Origin of the sequence: Microbacterium esteraromaticum (assembly GCF_900163815.1) — a bacterium.
In the GTDB taxonomy this organism is placed as follows: domain Bacteria; phylum Actinomycetota; class Actinomycetes; order Actinomycetales; family Microbacteriaceae; genus Microbacterium; species Microbacterium esteraromaticum_B.
On the sequence record NZ_FUKO01000009.1, the window covers coordinates 1 to 20223 of the forward strand.

General features: G+C 66.0%; 19 protein-coding genes, 2 tRNA genes and 1 pseudogene. 10 read left to right on the forward strand and 12 right to left on the reverse strand.

Features of this window, described 5'->3' with window-relative positions:
* Positions 1 to 123: 123 nt before the first annotated feature.
* From FM104_RS01975 to FM104_RS01985, 3 genes are all read left to right on the forward strand, one after another.
* Positions 124 to 774 (forward strand): pentapeptide repeat-containing protein, encoded by a 651-nt coding sequence (locus FM104_RS01975; protein WP_087129787.1) that lies wholly within the window; start codon positions 124 to 126, stop codon positions 772 to 774.
* A gap of 122 nt (positions 775 to 896) precedes the next feature.
* Positions 897 to 3488, forward strand: coding sequence for a valine--tRNA ligase (gene valS, locus FM104_RS01980; protein ID WP_087129788.1), 2592 nt, complete (start codon positions 897 to 899; stop codon positions 3486 to 3488).
* Positions 3488 to 3703, forward strand: a complete 216-nt coding sequence (locus tag FM104_RS01985; protein WP_087129789.1) for a hypothetical protein — start codon at positions 3488 to 3490, stop codon at positions 3701 to 3703. The genes valS and FM104_RS01985 overlap by 1 nt, the downstream gene beginning before the upstream one ends.
* 24 nt (positions 3704 to 3727) lie before the next feature.
* Here the strand turns inward: FM104_RS01985 and FM104_RS01990 are convergent, their stop codons facing one another.
* Both FM104_RS01990 and FM104_RS01995 read right to left on the reverse strand, forming a co-directional pair.
* Positions 3728 to 3946, reverse strand: coding sequence for a hypothetical protein (locus tag FM104_RS01990; RefSeq protein ID WP_087129790.1), 219 nt, complete (start codon positions 3944 to 3946; stop codon positions 3728 to 3730).
* Positions 3943 to 4560, reverse strand: coding sequence for a winged helix-turn-helix domain-containing protein (locus FM104_RS01995; RefSeq protein ID WP_087129791.1), 618 nt, complete (start codon positions 4558 to 4560; stop codon positions 3943 to 3945). Before FM104_RS01995 ends, FM104_RS01990 begins: the two co-directional genes overlap by 4 nt.
* Positions 4561 to 4715: 155 nt before the next feature.
* Here FM104_RS01995 and FM104_RS02000 point away from each other — a divergent pair, with 155 nt between their 5' ends.
* The 6 genes from FM104_RS02000 to FM104_RS02025 all read left to right on the forward strand — a co-directional run bounded on the left by FM104_RS02000 (position 4716) and on the right by FM104_RS02025 (position 10683).
* Positions 4716 to 5015, forward strand: coding sequence for a hypothetical protein (locus FM104_RS02000; protein WP_087129792.1), 300 nt, complete (start codon positions 4716 to 4718; stop codon positions 5013 to 5015).
* On the forward strand, positions 4963 to 6450 hold the full coding sequence (locus FM104_RS02005; protein ID WP_218778540.1) for a sensor histidine kinase: 1488 nt from the start codon (positions 4963 to 4965) through the stop codon (positions 6448 to 6450). The genes FM104_RS02000 and FM104_RS02005 overlap by 53 nt, the downstream gene beginning before the upstream one ends.
* Positions 6447 to 7118, forward strand: a complete 672-nt coding sequence (locus FM104_RS02010; RefSeq protein ID WP_087129793.1) for a response regulator transcription factor — start codon at positions 6447 to 6449, stop codon at positions 7116 to 7118. Before FM104_RS02005 ends, FM104_RS02010 begins: the two co-directional genes overlap by 4 nt.
* A 77-nt stretch (positions 7119 to 7195) precedes the next feature.
* Complete coding sequence (locus FM104_RS02015) at positions 7196 to 7849, forward strand: DUF4956 domain-containing protein (RefSeq protein WP_087129794.1); 654 nt, start codon at positions 7196 to 7198, stop codon at positions 7847 to 7849.
* Positions 7846 to 8577, forward strand: coding sequence for a polyphosphate polymerase domain-containing protein (locus FM104_RS02020; RefSeq protein WP_087129795.1), 732 nt, complete (start codon positions 7846 to 7848; stop codon positions 8575 to 8577). The genes FM104_RS02015 and FM104_RS02020 overlap by 4 nt, the downstream gene beginning before the upstream one ends.
* Positions 8578 to 8631: 54 nt before the next feature.
* Positions 8632 to 10683: a M3 family metallopeptidase gene (locus FM104_RS02025; protein ID WP_087129796.1), complete on the forward strand. Its 2052-nt coding sequence runs from the start codon at positions 8632 to 8634 to the stop codon at positions 10681 to 10683.
* Between the two features lie 13 nt (positions 10684 to 10696).
* On the opposite strand, the gene FM104_RS02030 is transcribed toward FM104_RS02025, so the two are convergent.
* The 10 genes and pseudogenes from FM104_RS02030 to FM104_RS02075 form a co-directional block, all read right to left on the reverse strand.
* Positions 10697 to 11263 carry an NUDIX hydrolase gene (locus tag FM104_RS02030; protein WP_087129797.1) on the reverse strand — a complete coding sequence of 189 codons (567 nt, stop codon included), beginning with the start codon at positions 11261 to 11263 and terminating at the stop codon, positions 10697 to 10699.
* A 9-nt stretch (positions 11264 to 11272) separates the two neighbouring features.
* Positions 11273 to 12541, reverse strand: coding sequence for an ATP-dependent Clp protease ATP-binding subunit ClpX (gene clpX, locus FM104_RS02035; protein ID WP_087129798.1), 1269 nt, complete (start codon positions 12539 to 12541; stop codon positions 11273 to 11275).
* A gap of 140 nt (positions 12542 to 12681) precedes the next feature.
* Positions 12682 to 13533, reverse strand: coding sequence for an aldehyde dehydrogenase family protein (locus FM104_RS02040; RefSeq protein ID WP_087129799.1), 852 nt, complete (start codon positions 13531 to 13533; stop codon positions 12682 to 12684).
* Positions 13530 to 14972: an aldehyde dehydrogenase family protein gene (locus FM104_RS02045; RefSeq protein WP_087129800.1), complete on the reverse strand. Its 1443-nt coding sequence runs from the start codon at positions 14970 to 14972 to the stop codon at positions 13530 to 13532. Before FM104_RS02045 ends, FM104_RS02040 begins: the two co-directional genes overlap by 4 nt.
* A gap of 8 nt (positions 14973 to 14980) precedes the next feature.
* A complete protein-coding gene (gene deoC / locus FM104_RS02050) occupies positions 14981 to 15982 on the reverse strand; it encodes a deoxyribose-phosphate aldolase (protein ID WP_087129801.1) in 1002 nt (333 codons plus the stop codon).
* Positions 15979 to 16914, reverse strand: a complete 936-nt coding sequence (locus tag FM104_RS02055) for a sugar-binding transcriptional regulator (protein WP_087129802.1) — start codon at positions 16912 to 16914, stop codon at positions 15979 to 15981. Before FM104_RS02055 ends, deoC begins: the two co-directional genes overlap by 4 nt.
* 173 nt (positions 16915 to 17087) lie before the next feature.
* Complete coding sequence (locus FM104_RS02060; protein WP_087129803.1) at positions 17088 to 17729, reverse strand: ATP-dependent Clp protease proteolytic subunit; 642 nt, start codon at positions 17727 to 17729, stop codon at positions 17088 to 17090.
* Between the two features lie 16 nt (positions 17730 to 17745).
* Positions 17746 to 18348, reverse strand: a pseudogene (locus FM104_RS02065) (ATP-dependent Clp protease proteolytic subunit); the annotation flags it as partial.
* Positions 18349 to 18484: 136 nt separating this feature from the next.
* Positions 18485 to 19906, reverse strand: coding sequence for a trigger factor (gene tig / locus FM104_RS02070; protein ID WP_087129805.1), 1422 nt, complete (start codon positions 19904 to 19906; stop codon positions 18485 to 18487).
* Positions 19907 to 19965: 59 nt separating this feature from the next.
* Positions 19966 to 20042: transfer RNA gene (locus FM104_RS02075), tRNA-Pro, on the reverse strand.
* Positions 20043 to 20141: 99 nt separating this feature from the next.
* On the opposite strand from FM104_RS02075, the gene FM104_RS02080 reads away from it, so the two are divergent.
* Positions 20142 to 20215 (forward strand) — tRNA-Gly (locus FM104_RS02080).
* The last annotated feature ends 8 nt before the right edge of the window (positions 20216 to 20223 follow it).

Here is a 20223-nt window from a genome sequence, read left to right on the forward strand (position 1 = left end):
CTCGCCTATCCCATCACGCCACGCTGCTCACAACCTCCGTGGGAAGAACACCTAGAGGTCATCGGGCATGGTGTCGATCCCTACGTCCGGCTCGCGCATACGAGCCGGTCATAAGCTCGAGAGATGGCATCCCGACCCCGAGCCCTCCGTCCGCCTCTCGTCTCCGCTCCCGACCTGCCTGAGGTCTTGACGCCGGCGATGCCCTCCCGCGGAGCCGACCTGATCGCGGCGACGGTCACCCTGAGAGAATCCACCGATCTCGCGCACGCGACCATCGAGCAGTGCCGCGTCGAGGGCACGGCGACGGATGCGGACCTGCGCGGTGCGACGCTGATGGATGTCGAGCTGGCCGATGTCCGCATCGCCGATCTGCAGGCGCGCGATGCGAACCTGCGGCGAGTGCGCATCTCCGGAGGACGCATCGGCACGCTGAACCTCACCGACGCCCGCATCGACGAACTGGAGTTGAGCGGTGTGCGCATCGACTATCTGACTCTCGCCGGGGCGAAGGCGGTGAATGTGCGCATCGCCGAGTGCCAGATCACTGCGCTCGATCTGCCCGCGTCGACCCTGTCGCGGATGGCATTCAGCGCCACCCGCTGCGATGAGCTCGACCCTCGCGGCATGCGAGCGCAGGACGTCGACCTGCGCGGCCTCGATGCTCTGTCGTTCCTCGACGTCGCGTCACTGCGCGGCACGACCATGACGGTGCGGCAGGTCGAACTGCTCGCCCCGGTCTTCGCCACCTCGGTCGGAATCTCACTGCAGGATTAAGTCGACCGGGTCGGTGAGCGGATGCTGCCCTTCAGCCCGATACCGCAACGGCCGATAGACTGAGCCGGCACCCACACTCAGGCACGCTCACACAGTGCCGCACACATCGCCGAGGAGTCTTCATGTCCAGCATTCCCGACAAGCCCGTGCTCGAAGGTCTCGAAGCGAAGTGGGGTGAGCGCTGGTCGGATCAGGGGACCTATCTCTTCGACCGGGCGCGCGCTGCAGCATCCGGCCGCGATGGCGTCTACTCGATCGACACTCCGCCGCCGACGGCATCCGGCAGCCTGCACATCGGCCACGTGTTCTCCTACACGCACACCGACGTCAAGGCGCGCTATGAGCGCATGCGCGGTCGCAACGTCTTCTACCCGATGGGCTGGGACGACAACGGTCTGCCCACCGAACGCCGCGTGCAGAACTACTACGGCGTCCGCTGCGACCCATCACTCCCCTACGACCCCGACTTCACTCCCCCGTTCGAGGGCGGAGACAACAAGTCCTCTCGCGCCGCCGACCAGCAGCCGATCAGCCGCCGCAACTTCATCGAGCTGTGCGAAGCGCTCACCATCGAAGACGAGAAGCAGTTCGAGGCGCTCTTCCGCCAGCTGGGACTCAGCGTCGACTGGACCCAGACCTACCGCACGATCTCGAACGACACGATGCGGCAGAGCCAGCTCGCCTTCCTGCGCGGACTGGAGCGCGGCGAGGCCTATCAGTCGCTCGCCCCGACCCTGTGGGACGTCGATTTCCGCTCGGCCATCGCGCAGGCCGAGCTCGAAGACCGCGAGCAGCAGGCGTCGTACCACACCATCGAATTCCCCTTCGCCGACGGATCAGGAACCATCGCCGTCGACACGACGCGCCCCGAGCTGCTGCCGGCGTGCATCGCGATCGTCACCCACCCCGAGGGACCGCACAAGCACCTGATCGGCAAGAAGGTGCGCACACCGTTCTTCGGCGTGGACATCGAAGTGCACGGCCACCACCTCGCACAGCCCGACAAGGGCACCGGCGCCGCGATGGTCTGCACCTTCGGCGACGTGACCGACATCGTCTGGTGGCGCGAGCTGCGCACCACCTCCGGCGATTCCCTGCCCAACATGACCACGATCGGCCTCGACGGCCGCTTCCTGCCGGATGCCCCCGCATCCGTGCTCGCCGATGGCGCCGCCGATTGGTACACCGAGAACATGGCGAGCAAGACCGTGTTCACCGCGCGCAAGAACCTGGTCGAGAAGCTGCAGGAGACGGGCGACATGACGGCGGTGGGCAAGCCGTTCAGCCACGCCGTGAAATTCTTCGAGAAGGGCGACCGGCCGCTCGAGATCGTCTCGACCCGCCAGTGGTACATCCGCAACGGCGCGCGCGATCAGGATCTGCGCGATCGCCTGCTCGCGCACGGGCAGGAGCTCGCCTGGCACCCCGACTTCATGCGGGTGCGGTACGAGAACTGGGTGGGCGGCCTGACCGGCGACTGGCTGGTCTCGCGCCAGCGGTTCTTCGGCGTGCCGATTCCGCTCTGGTACGGATTGGATGCCGATGGCGAACGCGACTACGACCGCGTTCTCGTGCCGTCACTCGATGCGCTTCCCATCGACCCCACGTCCGACGCCCCCGCCGGCTACACCGAGGACCAGCGCGGCGTGCCCGGCGGCTTCGACGCCGAGAAGGATATCTTCGACACCTGGGCGACCTCGTCGCTGACCCCGCAGCTGGCCGGCGGCTGGCAGCGCGACGAGGAGCTGTGGAATGTCGTCGCCCCGTTCGACCTGCGACCGCAGGGGCAGGACATCATCCGCACCTGGCTGTTCTCGACGATGCTGCGCTCCACGCTCGAAGACGACCGCTCGCCATGGCGCAATGCGGCGATCTCGGGCTTCATCGTGGATCCCGACCGGAAGAAGATGTCGAAGTCGAAGGGCAATGTCGTCACCCCCGCCGACATCCTCGACAAGCACGGCTCCGATGCGGTGCGCTACTGGTCGGCATCCAGCCGGCTGGGCATGGACGCCGCCTTCGACCCGCAGAATCCGACCCAGGTGAAGATCGGCCGCCGTCTCGCCATCAAGATCCTGAACGCCGCGAAGTTCGTGCTGTCGTTCCCCGTGCCGGAGGGCGCGCAGGTTACGCACGCGCTGGACGCATCGATGCTCACCACGCTCGACGAGGTCGTGCGCGAAGCGACGAAGGCCTTCGACAACTACGACCAGGCGAAGGCGCTGGAGATCACCGAGGCGTTCTTCTGGACGTTCTGCGACGACTACCTCGAGCTCGTCAAGGAGCGCGCCTACGACCAGACCGACGTCGGGCAGCCGTCTGCGGCTCTCGCCCTGCGACTCGCCCTGTCGACGCTGCTGCGCCTGCTCGCGCCGATCGTCTCCTTCGCCACCGAGGAGGCCTGGTCATGGTTCGAGGAGGGCTCGATCCACACCTCCGAATGGCCAACGCCCCTCGAGCTCGAGGGCGACGCAGGCGTGCTCACCATCGCCAGCGAGGCGCTGATCGGCATCCGCCGGGCGAAGACCGAGGCGAAAGCCTCGCAGAAGACCCCCGTTTCGAGTGCGACCATCGCCGCGCCCGCCGCGAAGATCGAGGCGCTGCGCGCGGCTGTCGATGATCTGCGCGCTGTCGGCCGCATCAAGGATCTTCAGCTGATCGAGGCCGAGGAATTCGCCGTGACCGAGATCGTGCTCGAGGCGGTGGAGAGCTGATGCAGCTCGGCACTCGCTGGGCGACAGGCGCACAGCCCCCGGCATCCGTTCCGGACGCACTGCGTTCGGCGATCTCCGACGTCGAAGCCCGTGGCCTCACCGGCTACTGGACCCTCACGTGGCTCGAAGGCCGCCCGATCGCCGAGTTGGATGCCGGGTGGGAGGTTCTGCTCACCGCATCCGGCGAAGTTATCGCGCGTCCCTTCCAGGACTGACGCCCGGCCCCAGCCAATCTCGGCTCAGCGCGGCCGTGATCCCAGACTCGCCAAGGCGATCTCAAGAGCCTGCGGGTCGCTTCGACGCGTCTGCTGCTCGCGCAGCATGTCGAGGGCTATCTCGCGCCGCTCGGCGCGACTGGCGATGCGGGCATCGACATAGCGGGTGAGTGCCTCGGCAAGGCTCTTCAAGCCGCGTTCGAGGCGCGTGGGTCCGACAAGATGAAGCGTTGCACTGGTCATTGGGGTTCCTGTTCGGAAGCCGCGCGCCCGGTCGAGGGCGTGGGCAGGTCGAAGATCTCTGCACGCAGGGAGACCCGGCGCACGCCCGGCTGTCCCTCCTGCCCGCGGTAGCGCTCGATCGCGGCTTCCACGACGGCGCTGAGCTCCTCCTGGAGCTCCTGCATCTGCGTGACGGTCAGATCGAGGATGGTGGTCAGAACCAACCCCGCGTCACGCCATTCCTCGGACTGCTCGTTCGCCGGGCGGTTGAGGTAGTTCATCAGCGTCTGATGACGAAGGCGGAAGAACTCTGCGGTCACGATCTGTGCGGCCGCGCGATTCGCGGGAGACTGCGTCTCGTCCGGCCCCGGGAGGTTGATCCGCCCTCTCGGCCGCTCCCACCAGCGCTCGCGCGCGGTGCCACGCCCGCGGACCTCCTTGATGAGGTCATGCGCGGCCAGGGCTCGGAGATGGTAGCTCGTCGAACCAGAGGTCTCACCGATGATGACTGCCAGGGTGCTCGCCGTCTGCGGCCCCTGCTCGCTGAGAACGTCGTAGATTCGCACACGGATCGGGTGCGCGAGCGCTTTCAGCGCTCCCGCATCGAGCGTTCTGCCCGGGTTGTCGTTCTCCATACTGCAAATATATCTTTGCAAGTGTTTCTTTGCAAGATTATCTTTGCATCAATTCCTCTGCATCAGATTTCGGATCGACTGAGTCTCGCCGCGAACGGCGATGAGAAGTCTCTCATCCGCGCGCATCCGCGACTGATCTCGGCGAGACTGGTGCCATGACACGCTGGGGATTCGTCGCCGTGCCGGTCGGTGCGGTGCTGCTGATCGGCGGCTGGTGGGCCGCGGATGCCATGCTCGCGCCGCCTGACCCCCAGCTCGGCCCGTCCGTCGTGGTCACCCCCCACGAGACTCCGAGCTCTGCCCCTGACACTCCCCCGCCGGCAGTAGAGACTCCCATCCCTGCGCCCGACGAAGCGACCACAGTCACGCCGGTGCCGCCGCCACCCGCAGGGGATGACGACGATGACGACGATGACGACGACGATGACGAAGATGACGATGACGACGATGACTGAGCGGCGCCGCGGCGTGACGGTGCGCACGCGCATCCTCGCCTGGACTCTTCTCGTCGTGGCCCTCGCACTGTGCGCGATCGTACTCTCCACCGGACGTGTGCTGCTCTCGCGCGTCGAAGCTTCCGCCGTCACCGAACTCGAGCACGAAGCAGCGAAGCTGCGGGCGTTCGCGACCGGCGTGAACCCCGCGACCGGTCAGTCGTTCACCGGCGCCCAGCAGCTCCTCACTGCCTATCTCTCTCACAACGTGCCCGAACAGGACGAGACGTACTTCAGCGTGATCGATGGTCGGGCTGATCGTCGCAGCGCCGATGATCCACCCGCGCGGCTTGACGCCGATCCCGCGTTCATCTCCGATCTGACCGCACTGCGCTCCCCGGTTTCCCACCGCGTGGAGACTGCTGCCGGCTCTGCCATGTATGCGGCGATCCCGGTCGAAGTGTCCGGTGATGCGGCCTTGGGCGCACTCGTCATCGTCGAATTCCTCGCGCCGGATGAGCACGAAGTCTGGTCGACGATCATCACCATGTCGATCGCGGCGGTGTTCGCACTCGCCCTCGCCGGAGCGGCGGGGTGGTTCGTCGCCGGTCGTGCGCTGACGCCGATCCGCGAGGTGCAGGAGACCGCCGCAGGAATCGATGGCAGCGACCTGAACCGTCGCATCGATGTGGTGGGCACGGACGACGTCGCTCAGCTCGCAGTGACTTTCAACGGAATGCTCGACCGCGTGCAGTCGGCGTTCGACGGCCAGCGGCGCTTCCTGGATGACGCCGGCCATGAGCTGCGCACGCCGATCACCGTCATCCGCGGACACCTCGAACTCATCGACGAGGATCCGATCGAGCGCGAGCAGACCCTGCGCCTGGTCGATGACGAGCTGCGCCGCATGTCGCGTCTCGTCGACGATCTGATTCTGCTCGCCCGCGCAGACCGGCCGGACTTTCTGCTGTGGGATGCCGTCGACGTCGCCGATCTCGTCGTCGAGACTCTGGCGAAGGCCACCGCGCTCGCCGACCGCACATGGTCCATCGAAGAGATCCCCGAGGGCATCGTGCATGCCGACGGGCAGCGGTTGACGCAGGCGCTGCTGCAGCTCATCGCCAATGCCGTCGCCCACACCGCCGACCGCGACCCGATAGCGATCGGCGGGCACCTCGACGCCAACCGCCTGCAGCTGTGGGTGCGCGATGGCGGCACCGGCGTGCCCCACTCCGAGCAGTCGCATATCTTCGAGCGATTCGCACGCGGAACCGCCGGCAGACGACGGCCGGGGAGCGGGCTGGGCCTGGCCATCGTCGCTCGTATCGCGCAAGCGCACGGCGGCACCGTACGCCTCGAATCGACGCCCGGGCAGGGCTCCGTCTTCACCCTCGACCTGCCGAATCCGTCCCCGCTGTCGGCCCCGCCGATTCAGTCGGCCAAGGAGCACCTATGAATCGCATTCTTCTCGCCGAGGATGAAGAGCGCATCGCCTCCTTCATCGTGAAGGGCCTGCGCACGAACGGATTCCGTTCAGAGACCGTCGTCAACGGGAACGATGCCGTCGCTTTCGCCCGGTCGGGAGAATTCGATCTGATGATTCTCGATATCGGACTGCCCGGGCTCGATGGATTCAGCGTGCTGCGTCGCTTGCGCGGCGAACGGATCGAGATGCCGATCATCATCCTCACGGCGAGGGATGCCGTGGAAGACACCGTCGCAGGCTTGTCCGGTGGTGCGGATGACTACATGCACAAGCCGTTCGCGTTCGATGAGCTGCTCGCGCGCATCCGGCTGCGTCTGACCACGCCGTCGGCGACCGAATCGACGATGCTGAGAGCCGGCGACCTGACCCTCGACCTGCGCACCCGCCGCGCCCGGGTGGGTGGTGCCGACACCGACATCGAGCTGACTACTCGCGAATTCGCGCTGCTGGAGACCTTCCTGCGCCACCCGGACGAAGTGCTCACCAGACAGCAGCTGCTGAGCCGTGTGTGGGAGTTCGACTTCGACCCCGGGTCGAACGTCGTCGACGTCTACATCCGCTACCTGCGCAACAAGCTCGGCACGGACCGGTTCGAGACCGTGCGCGGCGCGGGCTATCGTCTTCGCACCAACATGTGAACTCTCTCATCTGCGCCTCATCAAGACGACGGCCGGGCCCGGAATCGTAGAGGACATCGCAGATCTCAGGAGGATCCATGTCTCTGGCCATCGCCATCATCACCGACCTTTCGGCCATCACCGTTCTGGCGTACGTGCTCTACTTCCGGCGTCACCGTCGCCGCGATCTGCTGCTGTCCTACGTCGCGCTGAACATCGGCGTACTGGCGGTGACGATCGCGCTCAGCTCGGTGGAGGTCGGCATCGGCCTCGGCATCGGCCTGTTCGGCATCCTCTCGATCATCCGGCTCCGCTCCGATCAGATCACCCAGCAGGAGATCGCGTACTACTTCGTCTCGCTCGTACTGGGTCTGATCGCCGGCCTGCGCCCGACCCCGGAGTGGACCGCACCCGCCCTGTCGGCATTGATCGTGCTGGCGATGTTCGTCGTGGACGGACACTGGACGGCCAGCAGATCACGCCGCCGCACCATCACCCTCGATCGCGCTTACCTCGATGAGAGCGAGCTCGCGCAGGTGCTGCGCACCACCTTCGATGCGGTTTTCGTTCGGTTCGAGGTGCTGGAGCTCGATCTCGTGCGCGAGACCACCCTCGTCGACGTCCGCTATCAGGCGGCGAAGACGACCGGCCGGTCGGTCGCGTCCGAAGCCGCAGCCGAGATCCCGGCATCCGCACCGATGCAGGAGAGCCGACCAGATGCAGCCGCAACCCGACAGCGGGTCTCCGCATGACCACTCTGGAGCGATTCATCGGCAGCCTGCCGCCCATCTCACTCGCCGAGCTGGATGCATCGGCTGCGCTGATGAGCCGGGTGGATCGAAAGTATTTCGTCCCGCGGGATCTGCTTGCGAGATTGCTGTCCGAGGAAGACCTGCGTGTGCTCGAGATCGACGATGTGCGCACCTTCCGCTACCGCACGGTGTATCTGGATACACCGGACTTCACTTTCTTCCGGCAGCACGTGCAGCGGCGCCGCAATCGCTTCAAGGTGCGCACCCGGCTGTACTGCGACTCTCGCGATTGTCGACTCGAGGTGAAGTCGAAGGGGCTGCGCGGCATGACGGTGAAGCAGCGGCGGGCGCATGATCCGGCCCGTCTCGGCCACCTGGACACCGACGGGCGCGAGTACGTCACCGAGCTGATCGGGCCGGATGCCGAGAGCCTGCAGCCGGTACTGGAGACCGACTACCGCCGTACGACTCTCACCGACAGCCACCACCGCATCACCATCGACCAGGACCTCGACAGCGTGTCGGAGATGCAGCGGATTCCCGGCCCGGAGGAGCTGCTCGTCGAGACGAAGTCGCCCGATGGCGCAGGCGCGCTGGATCGGATGCTGCTGCGCACCGGCATCCGTCCGCATTCCGTCAGCAAGTACTGCCTCGCCGCCTCGCTGCTGTATCCGCATCTGCCGGGCAACGACTGGGCGCGGATCCGCCGCCGCTACTGGGGTGTATGAAACCCGCGAGGGCTGCAGATCGCGTCGCACACCCCGCACGCATAGGCTCGAAGGATGACCGAGGCCACGAACCCGCTGCTCACTCCTTCTCCTCTCCCCTACGGGCTCCCCGACTATGCCGCGATCCGTCCGGAGCACTACCTGCCGGCGTTCCACCAGGCGTTCAGTGAGCATCTCACCGAGATCAGAGCCCTGACCGTCGTCCGGTCGACGCCCACATTCGAGAACACCATCGAGGCTCTGGAGCGCAGCGGCGAGCTGCTCGACCGGGTGGCGCACACGTTCTACACGGTGAGCTCCGCCGACGCGACAGCTGAGATCCAGTCCGTCGACGAGCAGCTGGCCCCGCTGATGGCCGCTCACGGAGATGCGATCCGCCTCGACGGTGCGCTGTACTGGCGGGTGGCGCAGGTGCATGAGCGGCTCGATTCGCTGGAGCTGGATGCCGAGCAGCGCTACCTCGTCGAACGGCACTTCCGCGAGATGACGCATGCTGGTGCGGCGCTCGATGAGACGGCGAAGGCACGATTGACTGACCTCAACCAGCGACTGTCCACGCTGAACACCACGTTCGAGAAGAATCTGCTCGGCGACACCAACGAGCTGGCGGTGCTGTTCGACACGGCTGAGGAACTTGACGGACTCTCGTCCGGTGAGCTCAGCGCGACGGCTCGCGCGGCCGCGGATCGTGGCTTCGACGGCCGCTACCTCGTCACCCTTCCGCTGTTCAGCGGACACCCGTATCTCGCATCGCTGACTGTGCGCGAGAGCCGCCGGCGAATCATGGCCGCCTCGCTCGAACGCGCTTCCCGCGGCAACGAGCATGACAATCGGAGCGTACTGACCGAGATCGTGCAGCTGCGGGCTGAGCGTGCGGCCCTGCTCGGCTACCCGTCGCACGCCGCGTACGTGACGGCGGACGAGACCGCCGGCTCTCCTGACGCTGTGGAGCGGATGCTCCGCGAGCTCGCCGCCCCCGCCGCGCGCAACGCCGCACGCGAGCAAGCGGCCCTGCAGGAGATCATCGACAACAGCGAGGCGGAGCCGTTCGCCTTGGAGGCCCATGACTGGGCGTTCTACACCGAGAAGGTGCGCACGGCCCGTTACGACATCGACACTGCGGCTCTGCGGCCCTACTTCGAGGCTGAGCGGGTGCTGCAGGACGGCGTCTTCTTCGCCGCTACCCGGTTGTACGGCATCCGCTTCACCGAGCGCAGCGATCTCTCCTCGTATCATCCCGGCGTACGCACCTTCGAGGTGCACGATGAAGACGGCACGGCTGTCGGCCTGTACGTGCTCGACCTCTACACCCGCGACTCCAAGCGCGGCGGTGCCTGGATGAATCCCATCGTCAGCGAGTCCGCCCTGCGCGGCACGCTCCCCGTGGTCGCGAACAACCTCAACGTGTCGCAGCCCGGAGACGGGGAGGCGACCCTGCTCACGCTGGACGAGGTCACCACGCTCTTCCACGAATTCGGGCACGCGCTGCACGGACTCTTCGCCCGTGTGACGTACCCGCACTTCTCAGGCACCAACGTGTTCCGCGACTTCGTCGAGTTCCCCAGCCAGGTGAACGAGATGTGGATCCTGTGGAGCGAGGTGCTGAGCAACTACGCGCGCCACTTCGAAACAGGTGAGCCGCTGGACGAAGCCGTCATCGAGCGCTTGCGCGCCACCGAGACTTTCGATCAGGGCCACGCGACCAGTGAATACCTCGCGGCGGCCTGGCTGGATCAGGCGCTGCACCGCATCGGCGACGGCGACGAGCTCGGAGAAGTGGCTGCGTTCGAGGCCGCCGCCCTCACCGATATCGGGCTCCTGAACCCCGTGGTCCCGACCCGGTATTCATCGACGTACTTCGCACACGTGTTCTCCGGGGGCTACAGCGCGGGATACTACTCGTACATCTGGAGCGAGGTGCTCGACGCCGACACCGTGGAATGGTTCCGCGAGAACGGCGGACTCACACGCGCGAACGGCGATCGATTCCGGTCGCGCCTGCTCGGCGTGGGCGGCGCGAAGGACCCGTTGCAGGCGTATCGCGACTTCCGTGGTCGGGATGCCGAGATCGCTCCGCTGCTGAAGCGCCGCGGCCTGGAGCCCTGACCTTCGTGGCGGCTCAGCGGTCGCGATGAGCGCTGAGCCAGTGCATCGCCTTGAGCCACGTGAGCAGGTGGTAGCTCTGATCGAGGAGCGTGCCGAGCTCATCGAGAGGCTCGGTGCGCACCGTGATGATCTCGCCGTCGTCGAGCGACTGCACCCCCGCTCGCACGCATCCGAGGGCGAGAAAGTGGTGCGAGCGGTTGTTCTGGTTTCCCCAGTTCGCCCACGTCGATCCCAGATCGATCAGCTCTGCCGCCTCGTAGCCGGTCTCCTCACGCAGTTCGCGGACGGCCGCGTGGGACGGCTCCTCGCCCGGGTCGATGCCGCCTCCGACGAGTCCGCGCGCCACGATGCCAGCGCCGTGATGGTACTCCTCCACCACGATCGCATCACCGGCCTCATCGAGTGCGAGCACCGTGACCCAATCGGCCTGATTCAGGACATAGTACGGCGCGATTGTGCGCCCATGAGCGTCGACGCAGGCATCGGCACGCAAATCGATCCACCGATCGGCGATGATCTTCTCGCTGCTGACTACTTGCCACGGAGCAGGCACCACGGCCTCGGGGCTATCGCCGGACACCGCTGATCCTCACGCGCTCTTGCGCTTGCGCTCCATCACGAGAGTCGGCGCGGCGCCGTCTTCGACAGCGGCCCTGGTCACGACGACCTTGGCGACGTCTTCGGTCGAGGGAATCTCGAACATGATCGGTCCGAGCACCTCTTCGAGAATCGCGCGCAGTCCGCGCGCACCCGTCTTGCGCTCGACCGCGAGGTCGGCGATCGACCGCAGCGCGTCTTCGTCGAACTCGAGCTGCACGCCGTCGATCTCGAACATGCGCTGATACTGCTTGACCAGCGCATTGCGCGGACCGGTGAGAATGTCGATCAGCGCATTCTGATCAAGCGGCGTCACCGAGGCCACCACGGGCAGGCGCCCGATGAACTCGGGGATCAGGCCGAACTTGTGCAGATCGTCCGGCAGCACTTCGCTGAACAGGTCGAGATCGTTGTTCTTGTCATGCAGCGGGGCACCGAACCCGACGCCGTGTTTGCCGACACGCGACGACACGATCTCTTCCAGGCCTGCGAACGCACCGGCCACGATGAACAGCACGTTGGTGGTGTCGATCTGCAGGAACTCCTGGTGCGGGTGTTTACGACCGCCCTGCGGCGGCACCGATGCGATCGTGCCCTCGAGAATCTTCAGCAGTGCCTGCTGCACGCCCTCGCCCGAGACATCGCGAGTGATCGACGGGTTCTCGGCCTTGCGAGCGATCTTGTCGATCTCATCGATGTAGATGATGCCGGTCTCGGCGCGCTTGACGTCGTAGTCGGCCGCCTGAATGAGCTTGAGCAGAATGTTCTCGACGTCTTCGCCGACATAGCCCGCCTCGGTGAGTGCGGTGGCGTCGGCCACGGCGAAAGGCACGTTGAGCCGCTTGGCCAGAGTCTGAGCGAGATAGGTCTTGCCGCAGCCGGTGGGGCCGATCAGCAGGATATTGCTCTTGGCGATCTCGATCTCGTCGGCCTTCTGCTCGGCCGGCTGCAGTGCACCGCGTGCGCGCACGCGCTTGTAGTGGTTGTACACCGCGACGGACAGCGCCTTCTTGGCGGGGTCCTGTCCGACGACGTACTCCTCGAGGAACGCGAAGATCTCGCGCGGTTTAGGCAGATCGAAATCGGCGATCGGGCCGGTGCCCGCCTCTGCCATGCGCTCTTCGATGATCTCGTTGCACAACTCGACGCACTCGTCGCAGATGTAAACGCCGGGACCGGCGATGAGCTGCTGCACCTGCTTCTGGCTCTTCCCGCAGAATGAGCACTTGAACAGGTCAGCGCTTTCACCGATGCGTGCCATGCGCGTCCTCCTCAGGGGATCAAGAGATCGTCATCCGAGCCTAACCGCTGCATCCGACACCGGCGCGGATTGGCGCGCGAACGCGCAAGGCCCGAGTCCGCTCGCAGCGGACTCGGGCCTCGGCTGAGCAGAGCGACCGATCAGACCAGGCTCTTGGTGTGCCACACCGTCTTCGTCTCGGTGAATGCGGTGATGCGATCGAGGCTCGGCTCAATGCCGCCTGGGCGCAGCACGCGCTTGAGCGTGTCGGCCGCCGCGATCTCGAGCTCGACCCAGTCGAGGTCGCGCGCGCCCGCCAGATCGAGGGCATTGACATCGGCGTGCGACGCCAGCCACGGTGCGATCTCCGCCGGCGAGCCGGTGAGCACGTTCACCACTCCCCCTGGCACGTCGCTGGTGGCGAGCACCTCAGCGAAGCTGATCGCAGAGAGCGGATGCTGTTCACTGGCGATCACCACCACGGTGTTGCCGGTGACCAGTGCCGGGGCGATGACCGAGACGAGCCCGAGCAGCGCGGAGTCCTGCGGCGCGATGGTGGCGACTACTCCGGTCGGCTCGGGCACGGAGATGTTGAAGTACGGACCCGACACCGGGTTGGCGTTGCCCGCGACCTGAGCGTACTTGTCGCACCAGCCCGCGTACCAGACCCACAGATCGACGGCAGCATCCACCTGCGCTCCGGCAACGGCGGCGCTCACGCCTTCTTGATCGACGATCTCCTCGATGAACTGCGCACGACGGCCCTCGAGGATCTCGGCGACACGGTAGAGCACCTGCCCGCGGTTGTATGCGGTCGCGCCCGACCAGCCCTTCACCGCTGCGCGCGCAGCGACGACAGCATCCCTGCCATCCTTCCGCGAGGCCTTGGCGGCGTTCGCGAGGAACGCGCCCTTCGCGGAGAGCACCTCGTAGGTGCGCCCCGACTCGCTGCGCGGAAAGGCGCCGCCGATCGCGAGCTTGTAGGTCTTCGGAACCGTCAAACGCTTGCTCATGCCGATGCTCCCTTGAGGTATGCGGTCAGGCCGTGACGGCCGCCCTCACGGCCGTAGCCGGATTCCTTATAGCCGCCGAACGGGCTCGACGGGTCGAAACGGTTGAAGGTGTTCGCCCACACGACACCCGCACGCAGCTTGTCTGCCACGGCGAGGATGCGGGATCCCTTGTCGCTCCAGATGCCTGCGGAGAGTCCGTACGGGGTGTTGTTCGCCTTGGCGATCGCCTCGGCGGGGGTGCGGAAGGTCAGCACCGACAGCACCGGGCCGAATACCTCGTCGCGGGCGATGCGGTGCGAGGCCTCGACCCCGGTGAAGATCGTCGGCGCGAACCAGAAGCCCTTCTCCGGGATCGCGCAATCTGCGGTCCAGCGCTCGGCGCCCTCTGCCTCACCGACGGCAGTCAGCTCGCGGATGCGAGCCAGCTGCGCCGCGGAGTTGATCGCGCCGATATCGGTGTTCTTGTCGAGCGGATCGCCGAGCCGCAGCGTGGAAAGCCGCTGCTTGAGGCGATCGATGACGTCATCGTGGATGGATTCCTGCACCAGCAGACGGCTGCCTGCGCAGCACACGTGGCCCTGGTTGAAGAAGATGCCGTTCACGATGCCTTCGACCGCCTGGTCGATCGGCGCGTCATCGAAGACGATGTTCGCGGCCTTGCCGCCGAGCTCCAGCGTGACCTTCTTGTCGGTGCCGGCGATGGCCTTTGCGATGTCGCGGCCGACGCCGGTAGAACCGGTGAAGGCCACCTTGTCGACGTCGGGGTGGCGCACCAGGGTCGCCCCCGTGGACCCTGCGCCGGTGATGATGTTCACGACACCCGCGGGCAGGTCTGCCTGCTGCAGGATCTCGGCGAAGATCAGCGCAGTCAGCGGCGTGGTCTCGGCCGGCTTCAGCACGACCGTATTGCCCGCGGCCAGGGCGGGCGCGATCTTCCACGCGAGCATCAGCAGCGGAAAGTTCCACGGAATGATCTGCGCGGCCACGCCGAGAGAGCGCGGATTGGCGCCGAGGCCGGCATAGTCGAGCTTGTCGGCCCAGCCGGCGTAGTAGAAGAACCAGGAGGCGACGAGCGGCACGTCGACGTCGCGGCTCTCCTTGATCGGCTTGCCGTTGTCGAGGCTCTCGGCCACAGCCAGTTCCCGCGCCCGCTCCTGAACCAGACGGGCGATGCGGAAGAGGTACTTGCCGCGGTCGCGGCCGCTCATCTTCGACCAGACCTTGTCGTGGGCGCGGCGTGCCGCGGCGACAGCACGGTCGACGTCTTCATCAGAGGCGCCGGCGATCTCGGCGATCGGGCTCTCGTCAGCGGGTGAGATGGTGTGGAAGCTCTTGCCCCCACCGTCGACGAATTCGCCGTCGATGAACAGCCCGTAGCTGTCGCGAAGGTTGAGAATGGCTTTCGACTCCGGTGCCGGAGCATATTCCAGGAATGACATATCAGGTCCTAGTCGATCGTGACGTAGTCGGGACCGGAGTAGTGACCGGTCGTGAGCTTCTGGCGCTGCAGCAGCACGTCGTTGAGCAGGCTCGATGCGCCGAATCGGAACAGGTGCGGCTGCAGCCATTCCTCGCCCGCCGTCTCGGCGACGGTGACGATGTACTTCACCGCATCCTTCGAGGTGCGAATGCCGCCAGCCGGCTTCACCCCGATCTTCTCGCCGGTGGCGCGATGCCAATCCCGGACAGTCTCGAGCATCAGCAGAGTCGTGGGAAGCGTGGCGGCGGGCTGCACCTTGCCGGTCGAGGTCTTGATGAAGTCCCCACCGGCGAGGATCGACAGCCACGACGCCCGCTTGATGTTGTCGTAGGTGTTCAGCTCGCCTGTCTCCATGATGACCTTCAGCGACGCAGAAGTGCCATCCGCGCGGCGGCACGCTTCCTTCACCTGTGCGATCTGATCGAACACCAGACCGTAGCGCCCTTCGAGGAAGGCACCCCGGTCGATGACCATGTCGATCTCATCTGCGCCGGCGGCGACGGCATCCGCCGTGTCAGCGAGTTTGATGTCCAGCGATGCGCGACCGGAGGGAAAGGCGGTGGCCACGGCCGCAACCGCAATCCGCCCATCGTCGGGGTCGCCGTGCAGTGCGCCGAGTGCCTCGACGGCGTGGCCGACCATGTCGCCGTATACGCAGACGGCGGCGACCAGTGGCGTCGCCGGGTCACTGGCGTCGGGAGTCTTGGCCTTCGCTACCAGTGAGCGCACCTTGCCGGCAGTATCTGCGCCTTCGAGGGTCGTCAGGTCGATGAGCGAGATGATCTTGTCGAGCGCCCACGACTTGGACGTCGTCTTGATCGAGCGCGTGCCGAGAGCCGCTGCGCGCTGTTCCAGACCGACGGCATCGACACCGGGGAGCCCGTGCAGGAAGCGGCGCAGGGTCGCATCGTCGGGTTCACCGCCGAGTACGTCGACCGCCGTGCGGCGGCTGAGTTCTGTGGTGGTCACATCTCCTCCAGGAGTTCAAGGGCAGTGGATTCATCGGTCACCACGACGCTGCAGAGGCCGTTGCTGACGACTGTACGCGCGATCGCGTGCTTCGCGGCGCCTGCGGTGACGAAGATCGATCGGGGTGCGGACCGCACCTCGCTGAGAGCGACGCCGACAGTGCGGGCGTCGAGCTGGGGATCGACGATGTTGCCGTCGACGTCGATGTAGCGACCGAGCACATCCCCGACCGCGCCCCGTCGAGAGAGCTCGTCGATGTCGTCGGGGTTGAGATAGCCGTTCTCGACATGAGCGGATGCCGGATCGCACGGCCCCGCGGTGAACAGAAAAGTATTGGCGTGGGCAGCCTGATCGAGGATCGCCGCGACCGTGCGGTCGGATTCGATCGCCTGCTTGGTCTCGATGCGCTCGAGGATCGCCGGGCTTGGCAGCAGCACCGCCTGCCCGGAGCCGCGCTGGGCCATGGTGACAGCGACGGATGCGGCGCCACCGGAGCGACGATTCAGGCTCACTCCCCCATTAGCCTGCACGACAGTCACTCCGTTCGCCCAGCCCTCGCTCAGCGCATCTGCGACAGCCGTGAGCGTACGACCCCAACTGACCGCGAGCACACGCGACACCGGACGCAGCGCCGTCAGCAGATCGGCGGCGGCGCGGGCGACGCGATCGAGCAGCGCATCGGCATCTTCCGTGTTCGGCACGACGACAGCGTCGGCGAGCCCGAAGCGCTCGGTGAGCGCGCGCTCGAGTCCGAGACGACGGGCGCGCGGATGGATGATCTCGATGCGCACGATGCCGCGCTCACGCGCCTGCACGAGGAGGCGACCGACCTTCCAGCGGGAGATGCCCAGAAGCGCGCCGATCTCGTCCTGCGTGCGGTTCTCGTCGTACGAGAGTTCAGCGACGCGGACCATGAGCAGATCGTCTTCCATGGCATCCTCCTTCCTGCATCCAGAATAGAACGTCGCCGACGTCCGCGCATCGTTGTGCTCACATGAGCAGCGGATGCTGTTCCGCTGCGCATTCGTGGGCATGAGTGCTCACGCGCACAACGCAGAAGAGCGGCCCGGGAGAACCGGACCGCTCTTCAGAATGCTGCAGGGAGTCAGCCGCGCTTGCGCGAGGAGAGCACCTGGTCGACGATGCCGTACTCATGAGCCTCAGCAGCCGACAGGATCTTGTCGCGGTCGATGTCGCGGTGGATCTGGTCGACGGGCTTGCCGGTGTGGTGAGCCATCGTCTCTTCGAGCCAGGTGCGCATGCGCAGGATCTCTGCAGCCTGGATCTCGATGTCAGAGGCCTGGCCCTGGCCGGCCTCGCCCATCGCAGGCTGGTGAATCAGAACGCGCGCGTTCGGCAGTGCAAGACGCTTGCCCGGCGCACCGGCGGCCAGCAGGACGGATGCCGCCGATGCCGCCTGCCCGAGCACGACGGTCTGGATATGCGGCGCCACATACTGCATGGTGTCGTAGATCGCCGTCATCGCGGTGAAGGATCCACCGGGCGAGTTGATGTACATCGTGATGTCGCGCTCGGCGTCTTGGCTCTCGAGCACGAGAAGCTGAGCCATCACATCATCAGCGGATGCGTCATCGACCTGGACGCCGAGGAAGATCACGCGATCTTCGAAGAGCTTGTTGTACGGGTCCTGACGCTTGAAGCCGTAGGCCGTGCGCTCCTCGAACTGCGGGAGGACATAGCGGCTGGAGGGCAGGTTTCCGGCAGCCCGGAACGTGGGAGTGTGCATGTGTTCTCTTCCTGCCTTACTTGTCCACGCCGGTGCCGCCGCCGCCGTGCACGTCAGTGGCGTGCTCGCGGATGTGGTCGACGAACCCGTACTCGAGCGCCTCGTCCGCTGTGAACCAGCGGTCGCGGTCGCCGTCTTCGTTGATCTGCTCCACCGTCTTGCCGGTCTGGCCTGCGGTGATCTCGGCGAGGCGACGCTTCATCGAGAGGATGAGCTGCGCCTGCGTCTGGATGTCGCTCGAGGTGCCGCCGAAGCCGCCGTGCGGCTGGTGCAGCAGCACGCGCGCGTTCGGGGTGATGTAGCGCTTGCCCTTGGTGCCGCTGGTCAGCAGCAGCTGGCCCATCGAGGCCGCCATGCCGATGCCGACGGTGACGATGTCATTCGGCACGAACTGCATGGTGTCGTAGATGGCCATGCCCGCGGTGATCGAGCCACCGGGCGAGTTGATGTAGAGGTAAATGTCCTTTTCGGCATCCTCGGCGGCGAGAAGGAGGATCTTCGCGCAGATCTCATTCGCGTTGTCATCGCGCACCTCAGAGCCCAGCCAGATGATGCGATCTCTCAGCAGCCTGTCGAAGACGCTCGTCGCGATCAGGGGTTCAGCCATGTCAGCTCCTGTTTCCGTGTTTCGGTGATTCGAATCTACCGGCGGCCGCGGGCCGCTTCTCCCGTGTTCGCCGTCGGCATATCAGCATCCGGGTGAGACAAGAGGGGCGGATGCCGCAGCATCCGCCCCTCTTGTCAACGCGTGAGGATCACTCCGCCTTTTCGGCGTCGTCCTTCTTCGCGGCGGTCTTCTTGGCCGGCGCCTTCTTGGCAGCAGCCTTTTTGGCGGGCTTCTCCTCGACGGGAGCCTCCTCGGAGACCTCGACGCTCTCGTCCTCGACGGCCTCGTCCTCGGCGTCGCCGATGAACTCCGACAGGTCAACCGCGGCGCCCTTGCTGTCGACGATCTTGACCTTGCCCAGCGTCGCGGCCAGGGCCTTGTTGCGTGCGACCTCGCCGACCAGCGACGGCAGCTGTCCGGAGCTCTGCAGCGCCTCGACGAACTCCTGCGGTGCCATGCCGTACTGGGCAGCGGACTGGACCAGGTACTGGCTGAGCTCTTCCTGCGAAACCTGCACGTTCGCGCTCTCGGCGATCGTGTCGAGCAGTACCTGCGTGCGGAACTGCTTCTCGCTCGCCTCGGTGACCTCGGCGCGGTGCTCGTCGTCCTCCAGGCGGTTCTCGCCCTCAAGGTGGTTGTGCACCTCGTCTTCGATGAGCTTCGGCGGGACCGGGATCTCGACCTTCTCGAGCAGCGTCTCGATGAGCTGGTCGCGCGCGGCCGCGCCCTGGGTGAACACCCCCTGCTGCACGACCCGCTCAGCCAGGCTGTCGCGCAGCTCGGCGAGGGTGTCGAACTCGGATGCCATCTGTGCGAACTCGTCGTCCGCCTCGGGCAGCTCGCGCTCCTTGACGGCCTTGACGGTGACGGAGACCTCGGCCTCTTCGCCGGCGTGGTCGCCACCGACGAGCTTCGAGCGGAAGGTGGTTTCTTCGCCGGCGGTCAGCGAGTCGATGGCCTCATCGATGCCCTCGAGCAGTTCGCCCGAGCCGATCTCGTAGGACACGCCATCGGCGCGGTCGATCTCGGCGTCATCGATACTGGCGACCAGGTCGAGGTCGACGAAGTCGCCCTTCGCAGCCGGACGGTCGACGGGGATCAGCGTGCCGAAACGGGCGCGCAGCTCGTCGAGCTCTGCATCGAGTGCGGCGTCATCGGCTTCGACAGCGTCGACCGTGAGCGTGATGTCGTCGAAGGACGGCAGCTCGATCTCGGGACGCACATCGACCTCGATGTCGACGAGCAGGTCGCCGGAGAAGTCCTTCTCGTTCGGCCACTGGGTGATGTCAGCGGACGGACGGCCGACGATGCGGATGCTGTGCTCAGCGGCGGCCTGGCGGAAGAAGCCGTCGAGCCCCTCGTTGACAGCGTGCTCGATGATCGCACCGCGACCGACGCGCTGGTCGATGATCGGCGCGGGGACCTTGCCCTTGCGGAAGCCGGGAACCTGAACGTCCTGACCGATGTGCTCGTAGGCGTGCTCGATGCTGGGCTTGAGATCCTCAGGGGTGACCGTGATGGTGAGCTTGACCCGGGTCGGGGAGAGCTTCTCGACGGTGCTGTTGGCCATGCTGTTGTGTCTCCTTGTGATTTCCGCGCGAACGGCGCGGTCGTGAAGTTTGAAGGCCGTGGTCGGGGCGACAGGATTTGAACCTGCGACCTCCCGCTCCCAAAGCGGGCGCTCTACCAAGCTGAGCTACGCCCCGTGCACCCGCGCACGGGGAACGGCCTCAACGAGTCTAACGGACAAGAACACCTCCGCCGTCCGCTATGCTTTATGAGGCGCTCCGATTGCGAGCGTTTGCGGGGCTGTAGCTTAGTGGTAAAGCCTCTGTCTTCCAAACAGATGATGCGAGTTCGATTCTCGTCAGCCCCTCCAATTTCCGA